The sequence below is a fragment of the Devosia sp. 1566 genome (assembly GCF_004005995.1).
In the GTDB taxonomy this organism is placed as follows: Bacteria; Pseudomonadota; Alphaproteobacteria; order Rhizobiales; family Devosiaceae; genus Devosia.
In genome coordinates this window covers 3,990,343-4,007,582 of record NZ_CP034767.1, presented here as the reverse complement: position 1 = coordinate 4,007,582, position 17,240 = coordinate 3,990,343, and the positions used below count along the sequence as shown (strand labels likewise).

Genomic DNA, 17,240 nt, shown 5'->3' with positions numbered 1-17,240 from the left:
TAAGAACCAACAAGTTCTGGAGTTCTCCCCATGAGTGATGCAGCATTCCCCGGCTGGCACGGGACGACGATCGTTTCCGTGCGCAAGGGCAACAAGGTCGTGGTGGCTGGCGATGGCCAGGTGTCCATGGGCCAGACCGTGATGAAACACGGCGCCAAGAAGGTGCGACGCCTCGCTGGCGGCAAGGTGATCGGCGGCTTTGCCGGCTCGACCGCCGATGCCTTTACCCTCTTTGAGCGCCTCGAAGCCAAGCTCGAGCAATATCCCGACCAGCTGATGCGCGCGGCCGTTGAGCTGGCCAAGGACTGGCGCGGCGACAAATATCTGCGGCGGCTGGAAGCCATGATGATTGTGGCCGACAAGAAGGACACGCTGGTGCTGACCGGCAATGGCGATGTGCTGACCCCCGATCATGGCGTGATCGCCATCGGCTCGGGCGGCAACTACGCCCATTCGGCAGCGCTGGCCCTGCACCAGGCCACCGAACTCGATGCCGAGGATGTGGCGCGCCGGGCGATGAAGATCGCCGAGGAAATCTGTGTCTACACCAATGGCAATGTGACGGTGGAAACCATCGAGCTGGACGCGTGAGTTTTTCGGTCCGGCAATTGACGGCGGCGGATGCCGAAGCGTTCCGGACGATCCGGCTCGAAGCGCTGCTCGATACACCGGAAGCCTTTGGCGGCGATCATGGCGAGGAAAGCCAGCAACCGCTCGAGGCCTTCACCGAGCAACTGACGGGCAGCGCCGTGTTTGGTGGCTTTGTTGCGGAAAGACTCTGCGGCGTGGTCGGCCTGTATTGGAGCCAGAGCGCCAAGCGGCGGCATATCGGCAATCTTTATACCGTCTATGTCCGCCCCGAGGCGCGCGGCCAAGGCATGGCGCTGCCGCTGATCGAGGAGGCCGTGGCCCATGCGAGACAGCTCGGCCACCAGCAGGTGCTGCTGGCCGCTGGCGCAGAAAATGCACCGGCCCTGGCGCTGTACCGGAAGGCCGGGTTTGAAATCTACGGGACCGAACCGCGGTCTCTTTATGTGAACGGCCGTTACATCGACGAACACCTGATGGTGCGCTTGCTCGACGAGGCACCAGGAAAGACAACGAAATGAGTGAAACCAATTTTTCCCCGCGCGAGATCGTCAGCGAGCTCGACCGCAATATCGTGGGTCAGGCCGATGCCAAGCGCGCGGTGGCCGTGGCGCTGCGCAACCGGTGGCGGCGCCAGCAGTTGCCCCCCGAGCTGCGCCGGGAAGTGACGCCCAAGAACATCCTGATGATCGGGCCCACGGGTGTCGGCAAGACCGAGATTTCGCGCCGCCTGGCCCGGCTGGCGCAGGCGCCGTTCATCAAGGTGGAAGCCACCAAGTTCACCGAAGTGGGCTATGTCGGGCGCGACGTGGAGCAGATCATCCGCGACCTCGTGGAAGCCGGCATCGCCGTGCTGCGCGACAAGCGCCGGGCCGATGTGCAGGCCCAGGCGCATCATAATGCCGAAGAGCGGGTGCTCGATGCATTGGTCGGCACGTCAGCCACGCCGTCGACGCGCGACTCGTTCCGCAAGAAGCTGCGGGCCAACGAGCTCGACGACAAGGAAATCGAGATCGAGCTGACCCCGTCGCCCTCCACGGGCGGTTTCGAAATGCCGGGCATGCCCAATGGCGGGATCGGCATGATCAATCTATCGGATATGTTCAAGTCGGCGATGGGCGGGCGCGGGGTCAAGCGCAAGCTCAAGGTCAAGGATGCCTATGAGCCGCTGATCGCCGAGGAAGCCGACAAGCTGCTCGACCAGGAACAGCTCAAGGCCGAATCGATCGAGCTGGTGGAAAACCACGGCATCGTCTTCATCGACGAGATCGACAAGGTTGCGGCGCGCGAAGGTGGCGTACAGGGCGGGCCATCACGCGAAGGCGTGCAGCGGGACCTGTTGCCGCTGATCGAAGGCACGACCGTCGCGACGAAATATGGGCCGGTCAAAACCGACCATATCCTGTTTATCGCTTCGGGCGCGTTTCATGTGAGCAAGCCCTCGGACCTTCTGCCCGAATTGCAGGGTCGCCTGCCGATCCGCGTCGAGCTCAAGGCGCTGACCCGCGAGGACTTCATCGGCATTTTGAGCGACACCGAGGCGAGCCTCATCAAGCAATATGTTGCGCTGATGGGCACGGAAGGGGTGACGCTGGAATTCACCCCGGATGCCATCGAGGCCATTGCCGATGCCGCGGTGCGGGTGAATTCGTCGGTGGAAAATATCGGCGCCCGGCGGCTGCAAACGGTGCTGGAGCGGCTGGTGGAAGACATCTCGTTCGAGGCCCCTGACAAGCAGGGCGAGACCATCCGAATCGATGCGGCCTTCGTGGCCGAGAAGGTCGGCGTGCTGGCGGCGGACACGGATCTAAGTAAGTTCGTGCTGTAGTCTCTTGGGTGTGAAGGGGTGGGAGGTGGCTCTCTCACCCCCTTTGATTTTGCCCGCGTGATGGCTTCCAGCCGCGTAAAGGTTGAGTAGCCCACCATCGGGGGTGGGATGGGGCGGTGAGCCGACAGACAGCACCGGCCCTAACAGCTCAAAACTAACGGCGAGTGGAGCGGCGTACCAGTTCGGTGTGCAGGAACCGGAGGTCTTCTGGGGTGAGTTTGCCGATATCGGCGGCGAGGCGGTTGGTGAGCTCGGTTGCTTCGGGGACCATGCCGGCGGTGTCGATGGTGATCTTGGGGTCGCTGATTTCGGCGAGGCGCTGCAGCTCCTCGGCTTCGTCCCAGATGACGTTGAAATAAGCGATGATGCGGTGAAGGAGAAAGCCGGTGGGCTTGCCGCGCCGGCCGTGCTCGAGAGCGGAGAGATAGGCGCTCGAGACCTGGAGGGCGGCGGCCATGTCCTTGAGTTGGATGCCGCGTTCTTCGCGCAGCGCGCGCAGCTTGGCGCCGAGCGGGGTCACTGGCGGCGCAGGCGCACATACCACGCGCCCTCCCCGCCATGGCCGCGGGCCGCCAGCGTCCAGCCTGATACCAGCGGCGACAGCGCCGGCTCGCTCAGCCAGATCGGCAACATGGTGCGCAAGACGCCGCGCTGGTTCATGGCGGCGATGTAATCATCGTCGGTACGGGCACCCTTGCCGGTGATGACGAGGAGCGTGCGGTCGCCACGGGCCCAGCGCGATTGCACATAGCGATGGAGCGCGCTGCGCGCTTCGTTCTGGGTCATGCCGTGCAGATCGATCGTGCCATCGATATCGATGCGGCCTTTGCGCACCTTTTTATGGATGGCGGGCTCGATGCTGCGCTCGGGAGTTGGTGCGCTGGGGAGCGGCGCCTGGTACGGCGCGAGGAACGGTTTGCGGGGCGGCTTGGGCTTGCCGGCAGCGGGCCGTGCCGGGGGCTCAGCCGGCGTTTCGGCGTGCGGCATGGGCAGCGGCCCAGCCCCCATGCGCATCAGCCCCTTGCGCCGGAGCGGATCCACGGTTGCGGCGACCGTCGTCCACAAGTGGAAGTCATGCGGCAGCCGCTTGGGATCACGCTTGGACATGAATGGGTGCCAGCCCGGGTCAGTCGAGCTGGCTGGTGGTGACGACCTTCCAGTTGGGATCGCGCGACTTGGGGTTGCGCGCAAAGGTCCATTCGTCGGCGACCGTTTGCACCTGATCGGCATTCCCTTCAACCAGATTGCCGTCCTTGTCGCGGGTGGCGGAAACCACTTCGGCATGGAAGCGGACGGTGACCAGAACAGATTTGCCGTTGTTCTCGGCTTCCGAGATTTCCACCTTGGGCAGGCCCACAAAGGTGAAATCGACGGTCTGGCCCGCCGCTTCTCGGTCGGTGATAGCGCGGTTGAACCCGTCAAACACGTCCTTTTCCAGCAGCGTCTTGAGCAGAGCGCGGTCGCCGGCGGCAAAGCCGGTCACGATCATTTCATAGGCCTGCTTGGCGCCATCGAGAAAGGATTTGGGCGTAAAGGTGGGGTCGGCCGCCGCGACGTCGCGCATGCCCTGTGCCAAAGGCTGATTGCCGCGCGAATGCTGCTCGATCTCGGCCTCGAGCTTGCGCGCGCGCCGCTCGTCATCAAGTTCGGGTTGGCCGGCACCACGCGGGCGCAGCGGGACGACGGTATCGTCAGCGGCAGCGGCCTCGGCGGGCTTGCGGCGCTCGACGGGTGGACGCTCGGTTCCCGTCCGCGTTCCCAGCACCGAACGCAGCCGGAATAAAACAATCACGGCTACCACGATCACAATGAGAGTGGGCAGATCGAGAAAATCGTCCATCAATGCACCTTTGCTTGAAGCGCCGCAAAGGACGCTGATGCGCTCGCATGCGCACGAAGTGTTTCTATATATAGGCAAAGCTGACGGCGAAACCAGTTCGCCCGCGGGCAAGTTGCATTGTGTCGCGCCACCCCGCATCTGGCTTAACAAGGAGTGTTCGCGTGATCCGCTATCTGCCGTTTGCCCTGCTGCTGCTGCCTATTGTCGAGATTGCCTTGTTTATCAAGGTGGGACAGACAATCGGCCTGTGGCCAACGCTGGGGCTCGTGATCCTCGCGGCGCTCCTCGGCGCGGTGCTGTTGCGCCAGCAAGGGGTGAGCGTGCTGACGCAAATGCGCCAGCGCATGAACCGGGGCGAGATGCCGGCGCGCGCCATTGCCGATGCGATGATGCTGGGGATCGCCGCGGTGCTGCTGGTGGTGCCGGGCTTTTTCTCCGACATTGTCGCCATTCTCCTGCTGCTGCCGCCGGTGCGCAGTTGGATCTACCGGAGCCTTGCCAAGCGCATGACAGTGGTGAGTACCGCCAGCTATCAAAGCTCAAGCGCCTGGAACGAGCGCCGGATCGATCGCCCCGATACAATCGATCTCGACGACGACGAATTCCGGGAGAAATAGGCGCTCCGGGCTTGGCTTGTTCGCCCGAAGCAAAGATGCTAGCCAGCGCGCAAGAAAAAACCGGACAGAGGACCCACGATCATGGCTGACGAGACCCAGGGCAGCGCCGCACCCCAGGCCAGCACCGCCCCCAGCATGAACCTGGTTGGGCAGTATATTCGCGACTTGTCGTTTGAGAATCCGGGCGCACCGGGTTCGATCATGGCAGGCGGCGGCAACCCGGCCTTTAATGTTTCGATCAGCGTCGCCGTCAAAAAGCAGGCCGACGAAGTATTCGCCGTCGAGCTCACGCTCAACGCCAAGGCCAATCGCGAAACCACTTTGCTGTTCGCAGTGGAGCTGGTCTATGGCGGCGTGTTCCGGCTGCGCAATGTCCCCGAAGCTCAGCTCAGCCAATTGCTGATGATCGAATGCCCGCGCCTGATCTTCCCGTTTGCCCGCCAGGTGCTCGCCAGCGTGACCCAGCAGGGTGGCTTCCCGCCGCTGATGATGGAGCCGGTGGATTTCGCTTCAATCTATCGCCAGAACCTGCAGGCCCTCGCGGCCAAGCAGAATGCGGGTGGCGCAAATGCTGCCGCTCCAGTGACTGCTGCCGATGCCGAAAGCGACAAGCCGAACTGAGTTCGGCTGGCACAATTTCAATAAACAAAACCCCGGGCTCGCGTCCGGGGTTTTTCGTTGATCAGGCGCTGAGCCGGGTCGGGACTTCGTCGGCGGCGAATTGGGTCCAGAGCGCCTCGGGCCCAAGCGAAGCGATGAAGGCGGCGTGGGCCGCCAGTTCCGCTTGCGTCAGCCGAGGTGGCAGGGGCAAGGGCCGGCGTGGGGCGGCCGCAAAGCTCGCAAGAGCCTCGGCGCCCGAAACGCGGTTTTCCGCCACCAGCGCCAGGCTCACCTGCTTGCCGCCGATCAGCTCGAGATAGACCTCAGCGAGGATCTCGCTGTCGAGCAGCGCGCCGTGGAGAGTCCGGCGCGAATTGTCGATGCCGTAATGCTTGCACAAGGCATCAAGGCTCACGCGAGCGCCGGGGTGCCGCTCACGGGCGAGCATCACCGTATCGATCACCATGTTGCGCAGGGCACCGCGACCAAGCTTGCCTAGCTCCGCGTTTAAAAAACCCATGTCGAATGGGGCGTTGTGAATGATCAGCGTGGCATCGCCGATGAACTGGCAGAAATCCTCGGCTACCTCAGCAAAAAGGGGCTTGTCGGCCAAAAATTCGTCGGACAACCCGTGCACCCGAAACGCTTCTTCGGGCATGGTGCGCTGGGGATTGATATAGATATGGTAGGTCTTGCCCGAGGGGATATGGTTGATCAGCTCGACACAGCCGATTTCCACCAGCCGGTCGCCCGTGGCGGGAGACAAGCCCGTGGTTTCGGTATCAAGGACGATTTCTCGGTTCATGCCTGTTCCTGCTGGGCCTGCAAGGCTTCGACCAGGGCCGCCACCTCAGCCTGCGTAACCCCGAGCGGCTTGCCCGTATCGAAAACGAAATCGGCGCGCTTCTGCTTTTCAGCCTGCGGGAGCTGGCGGGCAAGAATTGTTTGCAGCTTATCCACGGTCATGCCGGCGCGGGCCAGCGCGCGCTCGCGTTGAATGGCGGGGTCAACCAGGGTGACAGCCACGCCATCAAAGCCATAATCATGGCCGGTCTCATAAAGGAGCGGCACTTCAACAACGGCAAGGGTCTCGCCCGCCGCTGCCGCATCGGCGAGGAACTGGGCGATGCGGGCGCGCACCATGGGATGGACCAGGGTTTCGAGCTGGTCAAACTTTCCGGGGTTTTTTGCGAGTTGCAGCGATAGCCGGGTGCGATCAACGGCTCCGTCGACGATAACGCCGGGAAACAGCGCTTCGACGGCCGGAGCCGCAGCGCCGGCGTAAAGCTCGGCCACTGCAGCATCGGCGGAAAACACCGGCACGCCATTGGCCGCGAACGCCGCGAGGACCGCAGATTTTCCAGTGGCGATGGAGCCGGTGAGGCCAAGGCGATACATGTTCAATGGTCCAGAGTGGCTTCGATCCGGGCGCGCAATTGCGGGGTGACCTCGGGCTGGATGCCGAACCAGGCGGCAAAGCCCGGCACGGCCTGATGGAGCAGCATGCCCAGACCGTCGACTATGCGCAAGCCACGGGCGGCCGCATCGGCGAGCAAGGGAGTTTGCAGCGGCACATAAACCAGATCGGTCACCAACACATCGGGCCGCAACTGGCCGAGGTCAAAATCGGCAAAGCCGGTGCCATGCATGCCAACCGAGCTGGTGTTAACCACAAGACCGGCTGATGGAGCGATGCTGTTGAACTCCTCCAGGTCGGCAACATCGATATCGCCGCCGATGCTCTGCGCCAACCGATCGGCCGTTTGGCGCGTGCGGTTGAGCAGGATGATCGGGATATTGCGGCTTTGCAGCGCCACAAGGATCGCGCGCGCCGCGCCCCCTGCTCCAAGAACGATGGCTGCTTCGAGCCCCTCGGACCAGCCCGGCGCGCCCTGATCGAGATTGCCGAGAAAGCCGAGATAATCAGTGTTGGTGCCGTGCACATGGCCATGCTCGGCCACCAGCGTATTGACCGCACCAATGCTGCGCGCCAGTGGATCCACCGTGTCGCACAGGGCAAAAACGGCTTCCTTATGGGGAATGGTGACATTGCCGCCGGCAAATTCCCCACCACGCAGTCGCTGAAAAAAGCCGGGAAGCTCGGCAGGCGCCACGTCGATGGCCTCATAGGTGCCGTCGATCCCGTGTTCAGCGAGCCAGGTGCCGTGGATCAGGGGCGAGCGGGAATGGGCGATGGGGTGGCCGATAACAAAGGCTTTGCGGGTCAAGACTGGCTGGCTCCGAGCAACAGGTGTGGGGCAAAGCGCCGAAGCGCCCCGAGGAGGGGCAACAGGGGCAACCCCAAAATGGAGAAATAGTCGCCTTGCACCCGTTCGAACAGCTGAATGGAGGGCCCTTCCAGCCGATAGGAGCCGACAGATGCCAGAACGGCATCGCCTTCCGCATCCAGCACCGCCTTGATCTCGGCATCGCTGATGCCGCGCATGGTCAGCTCAACGGTGTCAACAAAGCTCCACACCACCCCCCCTCCCCGGGCCAGCGCCACGGCGGCATGGAGTTGATGGGTTTGGCCGCTAAGTTGGCGCAACTGTGCGGCGGCCCGCTGGCGATCGGCTGGCTTGTGCAGCAACTGCCCGCCAAAGGTTAAGGTCTGGTCGGCGCCAATCACCAGCGCGCCGGGATGGAGCAAGGAGATGTTAAGGGCTTTGGCGCTAGAGAGGGCCATAGCGACTGCCCTGCCCCCGCCCCCTTGGTTGAGGATCGTGGCTTCGGTCAGGCGCTCGTCGATAACGGCAGGATGTGCGGCGAAACGCAAACCTGCCTGCGCCAGCAAGGCCTTACGGGTTGCGCTTTGGGAGGCAAGGATCAGCATGGCGGGATGTTTTCCACACTGCTATCCACAGCTCAAGCAATCTCTGTGTTCTTGACTCATAGATTCCGGCCAGGCGCCGAGTTGTTCGACCAGCTTAGTAAAACGTTAACATCTGGACTCCGGGAGGGGGCCGTTTAGAGTCAGCGGGAACTCTGGGGAAAACTTTTTGCCCTCCAGCCGCCGGCGAGGCAGGTTTACACAGCCTTAACCTTTGGCTTGACTCTGGGAGTCCGCGGGTTAACGCCGCGTTAACCTTTTGCGCATCGGCCCTCAAAGCAACGCCGCTGATTTGGATTCACAGCCTCGCCGCCGCAATCCTGCGTAACTGTGTCGCCACCACAGCGATTGTGGATGCCCGTGAATTAGAGCAAAACACCGCAATGATAATAGAGATACTAAGAACAAGAGTCTTTTCAGGGGTTTGGAAGGGAAAGTCACTGTGAGCCAAGTGGCCCTCAAGCCTCTTCTCGCCACCGTACTCGGTGAGCGACAGGCACGACCCCCGATCTGGATCATGCGCCAGGCTGGACGCTATCTCCCCGAGTATCGGGAAGTGCGCGCCCGCTCCAAAGGTTTCCTTGATCTGTGCTATTCGCCCGATTTGGCTGTGGAAGTGACGCTGCAGCCCCTACGTCGGTTCCCGCTCGACGCAGCGATTTTGTTTTCGGACATTCTTGTCGTGCCCGATGCGCTGGGACAATCGGTTCGCTTTGAACAAGGCGAAGGCCCCCTGCTCGAGCCCATCACCGCGCAGACCCTGGGTCAACTTCGTCCGGAACGGGTGCTCGAGCATCTGGCGCCGGTGTTTGAAACCTTGCGGCGCCTCAAGCACGAACTGCCCGCCGACAAGACGCTGATCGGCTTTTGCGGTTCGCCCTGGACCGTGGCCACTTATATGATCGGCGGACGCGGTTCGCCCGATCAGGCGGCGGCGCGGTTATTTGCGCTGCAGGAGCCGGCGGCCTTTGCGGCTTTGATGGACATCCTGGTACAAGCCAGCATCGATTATCTCGTGGCGCAATTTCAAGCGGGCGCCGATGTGGTGCAGCTGTTTGAAAGCTGGGCCCTCAATCTCGACGAAGAAGCGTTCCGCACACAGGTGATTGAACCCAATCGGCGGATCGTCGAAGGCGTACGCCAGCGCGTGCCCAATGCGCCGATCATCGGCTTTCCCCGTGGCGCGGCCGGCAACATCGCCGCCTATGTCGCCGCGACGGGGGTGAATGCCGTGGGTCTGGATTATTCCACTCCGCTCGGCTTTGCCCAGAACGCGGTGCCACCCGGGATGGCGGTCCAAGGCAATCTTGATCCGCTGCGGCTGGTTGCCGGTGGCCCGCAGATGGAAGAGCGGGCGCGCCAGATCATCGCCGCCTTTGCCGATCGTCCGCATATCTTCAATCTGGGGCACGGCATTGTGCCGCAAACGCCGATCGCCCATGTCGAGCGGTTGGTCGAGCTGGTCAAGAACGGGTAGCGGGCATGTATGAATGGGTTAAAGCGGGGCATGTGATTGCCGTTATCGCCTGGATGGCGGGCATGCTCTATCTGCCGCGTTTGTTCGTTTATCACTCCGTCACCACCCCGGGCACGGAGCAATCGGAAACCTTCAAGATCATGGAGCGGCGGCTGCTCAAGGGGATCATCAACCCCGCCATGATCGCCACTTTCGTCTTCGGACTATGGATGATCCATATGGGCGCGGTCGACTGGAGCCAGGGTTGGCCGTGGCTCAAGGCGGCGTTTGTGATCGGGCTGACGGCGTGCCATGGCATTCTCGTTCGCCACACCAAGAACTTTGCCGCGGACGCCAACACCAAGCCGCAGCGCTACTTCCGCATCATCAATGAAGTGCCGACCGTGTTGATGATCGGCATCGTCATTGCCGTGATCGTGCGGCCGTTCTAGCCGTTCGGGCGCGAAAAACGCCATTGCAGCGCGCTTGTCGCTTGAAATAAGCGGCAAGCCGGGCTATCTGAAACGAAATGCTTCCGCGCTTTCGCGACCGCCCAGGTTGCTTGCGGGGCCTTACACCCCCCTCCTCTCCGCCTTTTCGATTTCCCGCAGGGTCATCCTCTACATGCAGAATATGAAGCTCAGCGAGCTCAAGGCCAAATCTCCGGCCGAACTTCTTGTGTTCGCAGAAGAACACGAAGTTGAAAATGCATCGACCATGCGCAAGCAGGAGTTGATGTTCGCCATTCTCAAGCAGTTGGCGGAGCGCGAAGTCGATATTACTGGCGAAGGCGTGGTGGAAGTTCTTCCCGATGGCTTCGGTTTCTTGCGGTCGCCCGATGCCAACTACCTGCCGGGTCCGGACGATATCTATATCAGCCCCTCGCAGATCCGCCGCTTCGGCCTGCGCACCGGCGATACGGTGGAAGGCCAGATTCGCTCCCCCAAGGAAGGCGAGCGCTATTTCGCCCTGGTCAAGGTCAACACCATCAATTTCGAAGATCCTGAGGCGGTGCGCCACAAGGTCAACTTCGACAATCTGACCCCGCTTTACCCCGAAGAGCGGCTGCGCATGGAATTGCCGGACCCCACGGTTCGCGATCGCTCGGCGCGGGTGCTCGATCTCGTGGCACCCTTGGGCAAGGGGCAGCGCGCTTTGATCGTCGCACCCCCGCGCACCGGCAAGACCGTGCTGCTGCAGAATATTGCGCAGTCAATCGCCACCAACCATCCCGAATGCTATCTCATTGTGCTGCTGATCGACGAACGGCCCGAAGAAGTGACCGACATGCAGCGCTCGGTTCGCGGCGAAGTTATTTCCTCGACCTTTGACGAGCCCGCCAGCCGCCACGTTCAGGTCGCCGAAATGGTGATCGAAAAGGCCAAGCGCCTTGTCGAGCACAAGCGCGACGTGGTGATTCTCCTCGATTCCATCACCCGCCTTGGCCGCGCCTACAACACCGTCGTGCCGAGTTCGGGCAAGGTTCTTACGGGCGGCGTGGATGCCAATGCCCTGCAGCGCCCCAAGCGCTTCTTCGGTGCGGCGCGCAACATCGAGGATGGCGGTTCGCTAACCATTATTTCAACCGCGCTGATCGATACCGGCTCGCGCATGGACGAAGTGATCTTTGAAGAGTTCAAGGGCACCGGTAACTCCGAAATCATTCTTGATCGCAAGGTCGCCGACAAGCGCATCTTCCCCGCTCTCGACATCACCAAGTCGGGCACCCGCAAGGAAGAGCTGTTGGTGGAAGCCGACATCCTCAAGAAGATGTATGTGCTGCGCCGGATCCTCACGCCCATGGGCACGATCGATGCCATGGAATTCCTCACCGACAAGATCCGCCAGACCAAGACCAATTCGGATTTCTTTGATTCGATGAATACCTGAGCCGCGGGGCGAGGGTGGATCGATGCGCCTGGGCGATACGATTGTAGCATTGTCGTCCGGCGCGACGCCTTCGGGCGTGGCGGTGATCCGGCTCTCGGGTCCCGCCGTGCAAGAGTTGCTCTTGGCGGTGACAGGCGTCGTGCCCAAGTCGCGGCAGTTCACCTTGCGCAGCATTGGTGCCGGGACGGCACTTGATCGGGGTCTCGTGGCGTTTTTCCCGGGCCCCACGAGCTTTACTGGCGAAGATTGCGCCGAATTGCAGGTGCATGGATCGCCGGCCGGCGTGCGCGCCATTCTCAAATTACTCGTGGGGCAGGGGGCACGCCTCGCTGAAGCTGGCGAGTTCACCCGGCGCGCCTTTGAGAACGGCAAGCTCGATCTCGTCGAAGTCGAGGGGCTCGGCGACTTACTGGAAGCGGAAACCGAGAACCAGCGTCGCCAAGCGCTGGCGCGGCTTGAAGGCGGGCTTAGTAGCAAGATCGGCGGCTGGCGCGAGCAACTGCTCGATCTGCGGGCCGAGATCGAAGCGCGGCTCGATTTTTCCGACGAGGGCGATGTCGGGGAGGCCCTGCCTGAGGGTTTCGGTCACAGCATTGCGGCACTCGATCAAGATATCGCCCGAGCGCTGAGCAGTGTCGAGCATGGCCGGATCGTGCGCGAGGGTATTCGCGTGGCGCTCGCCGGCCCCCCAAACGTGGGAAAGTCTAGTCTGCTTAATGCCTTGGCGCGTTCAGACATTGCCATTGTCACCGATGAAGCGGGCACGACGCGCGATGTGCGCGAAGTGCCGCTCGATATTGGTGGGCAGCTATTCGTGCTGCTTGATCTTGCGGGGTTGCGTGACACCGACAGCAAGGCCGAGGCGGAAGGCATCCGCCGGGCCCGTCAAGCCATGCAGAGTGCCGACCTCGTGCTCTGGCTTGAGGCGCCGGACATCGAGCCCGTTGAGCCCCCGGCAGATTTGGCGCCATTGCTGCGGGTCAGCACCAAGGCCGATCTGGGTCAGGTGAGCCCAGATGCTGATCTGGCAGTGTCGACGCTGGATGGCACCGGCGTTGAGCAGTTGTTGCAGCGCCTAGCTGATTTAGGGCAAGATTACACCGGCGGCGAGCCGGCGCTGTTGAGCCGCGAGCGCGATCGTGCAGCCTTGGTGGCGGCACGGGAAGCACTGGGTTGGGCCATGCGGCTGCTCGATGAACCCGAGCTTGCGGCTGAGCAGTTGCGATTGGCCTCGAGTGCCCTGGAGCGGCTGGTGGGCCGGCTCGATCCGGAAATGGTACTGGATCGCCTGTTCACAAGCTTCTGTATCGGCAAATAAGCCGGGCTGTGCGATGCCGGCAATGATTCACGTGGAACATTGCTTCACGGGTTGTTGGAGTTTGCGGAATGACTGAGTTCGGAGTGATCGTGGTGGGCGGGGGCCATGCCGGCTGTGAGGCCGCGGCCGCCTCAGCCCGCATGGGTGTGCCGACGGCGCTGATCACCCATCGGTTTGCCACCATTGGCGAGATGAGCTGCAATCCGGCCATCGGCGGCTTGGGCAAGGGACACCTGGTGCGCGAGATCGATGCGCTCGACGGCTTGATGGGCCGCGTTGCCGACGCCGCCGGCATCCAGTTCCGGGTGCTCAATCGCCGCAAAGGCCCGGCGGTGCGTGGGCCGCGCGCCCAAGCAGATCGCAAGCTGTATCGCCAGGCTATGCAGGCAGCCATTACGGCGCAGACGAACCTGCAGGTCATCGAGGGTGAAGTCGATGACATCAGCGTCGACGCTGACGGCAAGGTGTCGGGGGTAGTGCTTCTCGATGGGCGTCGTTTCAGCACCAAAAGCGTGGTGCTGACCACCGGCACGTTTTTGCGGGGCTTGATCCATCGGGGTGAAGAAACCACGCCGGCGGGGCGGTTCGGGGAGGGGCCGGTGCTTGGGCTATCGGCGCGGCTAGAGCAACTCGGCCTGCAGCTTGGCCGTCTCAAAACCGGCACGCCGGCGCGCCTCGATGGTACGACCATTGACTACGCGCAGCTGGAAGCTCAACCAGGTGACACGCCACCCGAGCCCTTTTCCATGCTCACGGCTGCGATCACGACGCCGCAGGTGGAATGTCATATCACACGTACCACGGCCGACACGCACCGCATCATAGCCGAGAACCTGCATCGCTCGGCCATGTATTCCGGCCGCATCCAGAGCCGTGGCCCACGCTATTGCCCCTCCATTGAGGACAAGATCGTCCGCTTTGCCGATCGCGACAGTCACCAAATTTTTCTGGAGCCAGAAGGGCTGGACGACACGACGGTTTACCCCAATGGCTTGTCGACCTCGCTGCCAGAGGACGTGCAAGCGGCCTTCTTGCGCTCCATGCCGGGGCTCGAGCAGGTGCGGATTGTTCGCCCAGGCTATGCAATTGAATATGATTATGTCGATCCGCGCGAGCTACGCGCCACGCTGGAGCTGAAGCGCCAGCCTGGATTGTACCTTGCGGGGCAGATTAACGGCACGACCGGCTATGAGGAGGCCGGGGCGCAGGGCATGCTGGCCGGTGCTAATGCTGCCGCGGCAGTACAGGGGCGGGCGCCACTGGTCCTCTCGCGTACTGAGAGCTATATCGGGGTCATGGTTGATGATTTGGTCACCCGGGGCGTAACCGAACCCTACCGCATGTTCACCTCGCGGGCGGAGTTCCGCCTGCACCTGCGCGCCGACAACGCCGATCAGCGCCTGACCCAGTTGGGGATCGAGTGCGGGCTTGTGGGTGAGCAGCGCTCGCAGCAGTTCGAGGCGAAGACCGCAGCCCTGGCTACGGGCCGGTCGTTGCTGCAGACCTTGCGCGTCAGCCCCACAGTGGCACGAAGGGCCGGGATTGCGGTGAATGCCGATGGGCAATCTCGCTCCGCGTTTGAGCTGTTGTCTTATCCGGACATCGCCTTCGATGATGTGCGTAAGCTTTGGCCGGAGCTGGATACGATTGCCGCACCGACGCTCGAGCAACTCGTGGTGGACGCGCAATATGCCGTCTATCTGGATCGACAGCGCAAGGACATCGAGGCGGTGCGTCGGGACGAGCAGCGCAGCATTCCCGATAATTTCGATTATCAGACGCTGCCGGGTCTATCGAGTGAACTGCGCCAGAAGTTGGCCGCGGCGCGGCCGCAAACCATTGCCCAGGCGCAGGCGGTGGATGGCGTCACCCCGGCCGCGATCACTCTGGTTCTGGCTGCTATCCGGCGCGGGGATGTGAGGCAGCGTGCCAGTGCCTAAGAGTAGTATAGAGCGCTACACTCAGTATTTCTCTCGTAGTCGGGCCGAAGTAGAGGCCGATCTGCAAACTTATGAGGGCCTGTTGCGGCGCTGGCAGGCGGTGCAAAATCTGGTTTCACGTGAAACACTGGACCAGGTCTGGACGCGCCACTTCGCCGATAGTTTGCAAACTCTAGCTCTCGTTCGGGCGGAAGACCGCAACTTTCTCGATCTCGGCAGCGGCGGCGGGCTGCCAGCTTTGCCAATGGCAATCGCCCTGAAGGAGACCCCGGCGCAGTTCACTCTGGTTGAGCCCACAGGCCGCAAGGTAAGCTTCCTGCGCACCGTCGCGCGTGAGCTTGGCCTGGCAGTCACCGTGATTCCCAAGCGCAGCAACGAGATTGATTCACGTGAAACAGCGATTCCCGACGTGATCACTTCACGCGCTTTGGCGGCACTACCGCAGCTCTGCGGCATGATGCAGCCGTTTTTCGGCCCGCACACCCGTGCACTGCTACACAAAGGCCGCGAATATGGTGAAGAGATCAGCGAATCGCGTGCTTTATGGGCATTCGACGTGGTAGTAGCGCAAAGCGACACTGATCCGCATGGCGTGCTGCTTGAACTCACTGGACTGAGATCTCGCTAGCAGCGGTGTACTGGAGGCGAATTTGGCACCCCGTATTCTCACATTGGCGAACCAGAAAGGCGGCGTGGGTAAAACTACAACCGCCATCAACCTGGCTACCGCTCTCGCTGCCATTGGCGAACGCGTGCTGATCGTGGACCTCGATCCACAGGGCAATGCTTCCACCGGTCTTGGTATCGCCCGCAACGAACGCGAGATTTCCGCCTACGACCTGCTGGTCGGCGAAGCGACCGTGGTCGAGTCAGCTGTTTTGACCAGCGTTCCCAATGTGGCGATCGTTCCATCCACCATGGACTTGCTGGGCGTCGAGCTGACCATTGCCGCGCAGGCAGACCGCGCCTTCAAGCTGCGCAACGCGTTCAAAGCTCTGGGTGACCTGAAGATCAATGACCAGGCGATCAGCTATGTGCTGATTGACTGCCCGCCCTCGCTGAACCTCTTGACCATCAATTCGCTGGTGGCCGCCGACGCTGTACTGGTGCCGCTGCAATGCGAGTTCTTTGCGCTTGAGGGTTTGAGCCAGCTGCTGCAGACCATCGAGCAGATCCGCTCGACGCTCAATCCGCGCCTCTCGATCCAAGGCGTGGTGATGACGATGTTCGATCGCCGCAACAATTTGTCCGAGCAGGTGCTGCATGATGTGCGCAGCGAAATGGGCGAACTGGTTTATGACACCGTGATCCCGCGCAATGTGCGCCTGAGTGAAGCGCCATCGTATGGTAAACCCGCCTTGCTCTATGATCTGAAATGTGCGGGCAGCCAGGCCTATCTGCGGTTGGCCACTGAAGTTATTCGGCGCGAGCGCCAACTCAACGCGGCTTAGGAGAGCGTTAATGAACGATAAACCAACGCGGCTCGGCCGTGGGCTTGCGGCTTTGATCGGCGATATGGCGACGATGGAAGGAAATCGCGTCACCGACATGCAGGGGACCAAGCGCCTCCCTGTCGAATTCATCATTGCCAATCGGTCCAACCCGCGCCGTACCTTCAATGCCGATCAGCTCGAAGAGTTGACCAATTCCATTCGCGAGAAAGGCATCATGCAGCCGCTGCTGGTGCGCCCGAGCGAAGATCCGCATCTGTTCGAAATCATCGCCGGCGAACGCCGCTGGCGGGCCGCGCAAAAGGCGGGGCTGCATGATGTGCCGGTGATCGTGCGGGAGGTCGGGGACAAGGAAGCCCTCGAGCTCGCCATCATCGAGAACGTGCAGCGGGCCGATCTCAATCCGCTCGAAGAGGCCATGGGCTATGGTCAACTGATGGAGCAGTTCGAATACACCCAGCAGGATCTGGCGCAGGTGATCGGCAAGAGCCGCTCGCATGTCGCCAATACGCTGCGGCTGCTTCGCCTACCCGAAGACGTCAAGGAGATGGTCTCGAGCGGCGATTTGACCGCGGGCCATGCCCGCACTCTGATCACGGCGGAAGATCCGGCCAGACTGGCGCGGCAGATCGTTGATGAAGGGCTTTCCGTGCGTGAGGCGGAGGCCTTGAGCCAGCAGCGCGAAGTTGCCCCCAAGAAGCGCAGCACGCCGACGGAGCGCGATAGCGATACAGTGTCGCTGGAGAGGCGCTTGTCGGACGCGCTGGGGCTGTCGGTGTCGCTCAATCATGGCGACAAGGGCGGCAAGATCGAGATCCGCTACAAGACCATGGAACAACTCGACGGCATTTGCCATCGGCTGACCGGCTCCGGCAACTAGGC

General features: G+C 62.1%; 20 protein-coding genes. 13 read left to right on the top strand and 7 right to left on the bottom strand.

Annotation, left to right across the window (positions count from 1 at the left end):
* Window positions 1-30 precede the first annotated feature (30 nt).
* The 3 genes from hslV to hslU are packed head-to-tail and all read left to right on the top strand — an operon-like array spanning window position 31 to window position 2,416.
* Window positions 31-591 (top strand): ATP-dependent protease subunit HslV, encoded by a 561-nt coding sequence (hslV, locus tag ELX51_RS19040; RefSeq protein WP_127754969.1) that lies wholly within the window; start codon window positions 31-33, stop codon window positions 589-591.
* Window positions 588-1,109, top strand: coding sequence for a GNAT family N-acetyltransferase (locus tag ELX51_RS19035; RefSeq protein WP_164854925.1), 522 nt, complete (start codon window positions 588-590; stop codon window positions 1,107-1,109). The genes hslV and ELX51_RS19035 overlap by 4 nt, the downstream gene beginning before the upstream one ends.
* Window positions 1,106-2,416, top strand: a complete 1,311-nt coding sequence (gene hslU / locus ELX51_RS19030) for an ATP-dependent protease ATPase subunit HslU (protein ID WP_127754967.1) — start codon at window positions 1,106-1,108, stop codon at window positions 2,414-2,416. Before ELX51_RS19035 ends, hslU begins: the two co-directional genes overlap by 4 nt.
* Before the next feature lie 154 nt (window positions 2,417-2,570).
* On the opposite strand, the gene ELX51_RS19025 is transcribed toward hslU, so the two are convergent.
* From ELX51_RS19025 to ELX51_RS19015, 3 genes are read right to left on the bottom strand one after another with little or no spacing between them, the layout of a single operon-like run.
* The gene (locus ELX51_RS19025) at window positions 2,571-2,936 is read right to left on the bottom strand and encodes a helix-turn-helix transcriptional regulator (protein WP_127754966.1); all 366 of its coding nucleotides are present in this window, start codon (window positions 2,934-2,936) and stop codon (window positions 2,571-2,573) included.
* On the bottom strand, window positions 2,933-3,523 hold the full coding sequence (locus ELX51_RS19020; RefSeq protein ID WP_164854924.1) for a Smr/MutS family protein: 591 nt from the start codon (window positions 3,521-3,523) through the stop codon (window positions 2,933-2,935). Before ELX51_RS19020 ends, ELX51_RS19025 begins: the two co-directional genes overlap by 4 nt.
* 19 nt (window positions 3,524-3,542) lie before the next feature.
* Entirely contained in the window at window positions 3,543-4,256 is a 714-nt protein-coding gene (locus tag ELX51_RS19015; protein WP_127754964.1) for a Tim44/TimA family putative adaptor protein, read from the bottom strand.
* Window positions 4,257-4,417: 161 nt separating this feature from the next.
* Here ELX51_RS19015 and ELX51_RS19010 point away from each other — a divergent pair, with 161 nt between their 5' ends.
* Together ELX51_RS19010 and secB are read left to right on the top strand one after the other, a co-directional pair.
* A complete protein-coding gene (locus ELX51_RS19010) occupies window positions 4,418-4,873 on the top strand; it encodes an FxsA family protein (RefSeq protein ID WP_164854923.1) in 456 nt (151 codons plus the stop codon).
* An 81-nt stretch (window positions 4,874-4,954) separates the two neighbouring features.
* Entirely contained in the window at window positions 4,955-5,494 is a 540-nt protein-coding gene (secB, locus tag ELX51_RS19005) for a protein-export chaperone SecB (RefSeq protein ID WP_127754962.1), read from the top strand.
* Window positions 5,495-5,555: 61 nt separating this feature from the next.
* Here secB and dnaQ read toward each other — a convergent pair whose 3' ends face one another.
* From dnaQ to ELX51_RS18985, 4 genes are read right to left on the bottom strand one after another with little or no spacing between them, the layout of a single operon-like run.
* The gene (gene dnaQ / locus ELX51_RS19000) at window positions 5,556-6,278 is read right to left on the bottom strand and encodes a DNA polymerase III subunit epsilon (protein ID WP_127754961.1); all 723 of its coding nucleotides are present in this window, start codon (window positions 6,276-6,278) and stop codon (window positions 5,556-5,558) included.
* Window positions 6,275-6,871 (bottom strand): dephospho-CoA kinase, encoded by a 597-nt coding sequence (coaE, locus tag ELX51_RS18995; protein ID WP_127754960.1) that lies wholly within the window; start codon window positions 6,869-6,871, stop codon window positions 6,275-6,277. Before coaE ends, dnaQ begins: the two co-directional genes overlap by 4 nt.
* A gap of 2 nt (window positions 6,872-6,873) precedes the next feature.
* Window positions 6,874-7,701: a shikimate dehydrogenase gene (locus ELX51_RS18990; protein WP_127754959.1), complete on the bottom strand. Its 828-nt coding sequence runs from the start codon at window positions 7,699-7,701 to the stop codon at window positions 6,874-6,876.
* Window positions 7,698-8,306 carry a Maf family protein gene (locus ELX51_RS18985; protein ID WP_127754958.1) on the bottom strand — a complete coding sequence of 203 codons (609 nt, stop codon included), beginning with the start codon at window positions 8,304-8,306 and terminating at the stop codon, window positions 7,698-7,700. Before ELX51_RS18985 ends, ELX51_RS18990 begins: the two co-directional genes overlap by 4 nt.
* 439 nt (window positions 8,307-8,745) lie before the next feature.
* Here ELX51_RS18985 and hemE point away from each other — a divergent pair, with 439 nt between their 5' ends.
* The 8 genes from hemE to ELX51_RS18945 all read left to right on the top strand — a co-directional run bounded on the left by hemE (window position 8,746) and on the right by ELX51_RS18945 (window position 17,238).
* A complete protein-coding gene (gene hemE / locus ELX51_RS18980; RefSeq protein WP_206524670.1) occupies window positions 8,746-9,780 on the top strand; it encodes a uroporphyrinogen decarboxylase in 1,035 nt (344 codons plus the stop codon).
* 5 nt (window positions 9,781-9,785) lie between these two features.
* Complete coding sequence (gene hemJ / locus ELX51_RS18975) at window positions 9,786-10,211, top strand: protoporphyrinogen oxidase HemJ (protein ID WP_127754957.1); 426 nt, start codon at window positions 9,786-9,788, stop codon at window positions 10,209-10,211.
* 172 nt (window positions 10,212-10,383) lie between these two features.
* Complete coding sequence (rho, locus tag ELX51_RS18970) at window positions 10,384-11,649, top strand: transcription termination factor Rho (RefSeq protein WP_127754956.1); 1,266 nt, start codon at window positions 10,384-10,386, stop codon at window positions 11,647-11,649.
* A 22-nt stretch (window positions 11,650-11,671) separates the two neighbouring features.
* A complete protein-coding gene (gene mnmE / locus ELX51_RS18965; RefSeq protein WP_127754955.1) occupies window positions 11,672-12,967 on the top strand; it encodes a tRNA uridine-5-carboxymethylaminomethyl(34) synthesis GTPase MnmE in 1,296 nt (431 codons plus the stop codon).
* A 68-nt stretch (window positions 12,968-13,035) separates the two neighbouring features.
* A complete protein-coding gene (gene mnmG, locus ELX51_RS18960; RefSeq protein WP_127754954.1) occupies window positions 13,036-14,907 on the top strand; it encodes a tRNA uridine-5-carboxymethylaminomethyl(34) synthesis enzyme MnmG in 1,872 nt (623 codons plus the stop codon).
* A complete protein-coding gene (gene rsmG, locus ELX51_RS18955; protein WP_248305192.1) occupies window positions 14,900-15,535 on the top strand; it encodes a 16S rRNA (guanine(527)-N(7))-methyltransferase RsmG in 636 nt (211 codons plus the stop codon). The genes mnmG and rsmG overlap by 8 nt, the downstream gene beginning before the upstream one ends.
* A 22-nt stretch (window positions 15,536-15,557) precedes the next feature.
* Entirely contained in the window at window positions 15,558-16,358 is an 801-nt protein-coding gene (locus ELX51_RS18950) for a ParA family protein (protein ID WP_127754952.1), read from the top strand.
* Window positions 16,359-16,368: 10 nt separating this feature from the next.
* Window positions 16,369-17,238: a ParB/RepB/Spo0J family partition protein gene (locus tag ELX51_RS18945; RefSeq protein WP_127754951.1), complete on the top strand. Its 870-nt coding sequence runs from the start codon at window positions 16,369-16,371 to the stop codon at window positions 17,236-17,238.
* Window positions 17,239-17,240 lie beyond the last annotated feature (2 nt).

Bases quoted from the DNA above. Each gene is read 5' to 3' on its own strand.
- hslV (WP_127754969.1), top strand. From the start codon at position 31: ATGAGTGATGCAGCATTCCCCGGCTGGCACGGGACGACGATCGTTTCC.
- hslU (WP_127754967.1), top strand. From the start codon at position 1,106: ATGAGTGAAACCAATTTTTCCCCGCGCGAGATCGTCAGCGAGCTCGAC.
- ELX51_RS19020 (WP_164854924.1), bottom strand. From the start codon at position 3,523: ATGTCCAAGCGTGATCCCAAGCGGCTGCCGCATGACTTCCACTTGTGG.
- ELX51_RS19015 (WP_127754964.1), bottom strand. From the start codon at position 4,256: ATGGACGATTTTCTCGATCTGCCCACTCTCATTGTGATCGTGGTAGCC.
- secB (WP_127754962.1), top strand. From the start codon at position 4,955: ATGGCTGACGAGACCCAGGGCAGCGCCGCACCCCAGGCCAGCACCGCC.
- dnaQ (WP_127754961.1), bottom strand. From the start codon at position 6,278: ATGAACCGAGAAATCGTCCTTGATACCGAAACCACGGGCTTGTCTCCC.
- coaE (WP_127754960.1), bottom strand. From the start codon at position 6,871: ATGTATCGCCTTGGCCTCACCGGCTCCATCGCCACTGGAAAATCTGCG.
- ELX51_RS18985 (WP_127754958.1), bottom strand. From the start codon at position 8,306: ATGCTGATCCTTGCCTCCCAAAGCGCAACCCGTAAGGCCTTGCTGGCG.
- hemJ (WP_127754957.1), top strand. From the start codon at position 9,786: ATGTATGAATGGGTTAAAGCGGGGCATGTGATTGCCGTTATCGCCTGG.
- rho (WP_127754956.1), top strand. From the start codon at position 10,384: ATGCAGAATATGAAGCTCAGCGAGCTCAAGGCCAAATCTCCGGCCGAA.
- mnmE (WP_127754955.1), top strand. From the start codon at position 11,672: ATGCGCCTGGGCGATACGATTGTAGCATTGTCGTCCGGCGCGACGCCT.
- mnmG (WP_127754954.1), top strand. From the start codon at position 13,036: ATGACTGAGTTCGGAGTGATCGTGGTGGGCGGGGGCCATGCCGGCTGT.
- ELX51_RS18945 (WP_127754951.1), top strand. From the start codon at position 16,369: ATGAACGATAAACCAACGCGGCTCGGCCGTGGGCTTGCGGCTTTGATC.